1 protein-coding gene is annotated in these 1,328 nt (G+C 71.9%); it reads right to left on the bottom strand.

Going from position 1 to position 1,328, the window contains the following annotated elements; all coding sequences use genetic code 11:
• On the bottom strand, positions 1-752 hold a 752-nt coding region (locus NBZ83_RS32165; RefSeq protein WP_261576518.1), incomplete at its 3' end, for a PaaI family thioesterase.
• Between the last annotated feature and the right edge of the window lie 576 nt (positions 753-1,328).

The following is a 1,328-nucleotide window of genomic DNA, read 5'->3' as shown; positions in this document are numbered from 1 at the left end:
GCGCCGGAGGGGATCGTGCCGGGGGCGTCGGGGGCCGAGACGCCGAACAGTCGGGCGGCCTGGTCCGGCCGGGGCACGACGAAGATGCCGACGCCTTCGACCAGGGGCTGGTCGGGCTTCGACTCCAGCGCGATCGTGCCGACCGCGGTGATCTTCCGGTCGGCGACCTCGACGACCTGGCCGACCACGAGCAGCGGAGCCAGCAGCGGGACCGGCCCGCGGTAACGGGTCGACAGGGAGACGGTGAGGCCGGACCGGCCACTCGCGCTGACGACGTCGCCCAGGATCTGGTCGAGCATCATGGCGCTCATCCCACCATGCAGGTAGCCGCGCGGCCCCTGGTAGGGCAGGCCGAGGGTGGCACGGCCGGTGAGGACCCCGTCCACCAGTGTGGTCTCGACCCAGGGCGCGATCGGGTTGGCCCGCCCGATGACCGGGTTGTGCAGCCACATCTTCGCGGCTGGGTCGTCCAGCGGCGCCGGTTCGCCGATGTCGCGCTGCTCGGCGGTCAACGCGGGCAGGCACTCGGTGATCCGGGCGGCGATGTCGAGCAGGGTCTCGGTCGGCACAAGCGTGCGCACGGTGGCGTCGGTCAACGCGCGCACGGCCGCGCCGAGCTGCGCGGCCGCGTCACGCCGAGCTGCCATGCCATCCGCGGGCGAGAGGGGCGACGGGGTCGGCTCCTCCCAGGCGGGCCGTGCCATCGCCGCAGCCTGGCGCGGCAACCCCAGCTTCTCCAGAGCAGCGTCCACGGCGTTATCCACCCGTTTCCTCGGCGCCTGGCGGCGCGTCGTCTCGTCGGTCACCTCGCACACCGGGACGGCCGTAGGGCGCCGCCGCCAAAGCCCCGCCCACCGTGGCCGCCGCGCCGCGGTCGGGAGAAAAGGAGAACGGACACCGCTCGGTGCCCGGCGGGCCTGCGCCACCCCTCGTCGGGTGAACACGCGCCCCCGGTCGATCCCATCCGCGCCGAACGTTCATCGTGGTGACGCCTCAGCCACGCGCCGGAACCGAGTTGAGAATACCCCGTCGACCTATTAACGGTCGCTCGACAGCTCGCCTGGTTCGCCTGGGGTGCGCCGCTCCGGCTGGGCGTCCGTAGGCCCCCGACTCCTACCCGGCTGGCACCGGCAACACCTGAAAGGCCTGCACTACCGGGATGTTTCTCCCTCGTGACGATGGTCGGCCAGGCCCGCGCCCCGGCGGGGGTGCACGTCGTGAGCGAGATCACCTTGGATCTTCCGTGCACGGCTGGTCATGCGTCTCCACCATTCAAACTCTCAACAGAGTGCACTGAACTCGCGCCGCCTCCCCATCCCGTCGACGGT

Origin of the sequence: Frankia gtarii (assembly GCF_025403375.1) — a bacterium.
In the GTDB taxonomy this organism is placed as follows: domain Bacteria; phylum Actinomycetota; class Actinomycetes; order Frankiales; family Frankiaceae; genus Frankia; species Frankia gtarii.
The sequence above is the reverse complement of the archived record's forward strand: the minus strand, read 5'-3'. Positions and strand labels throughout refer to the sequence as shown.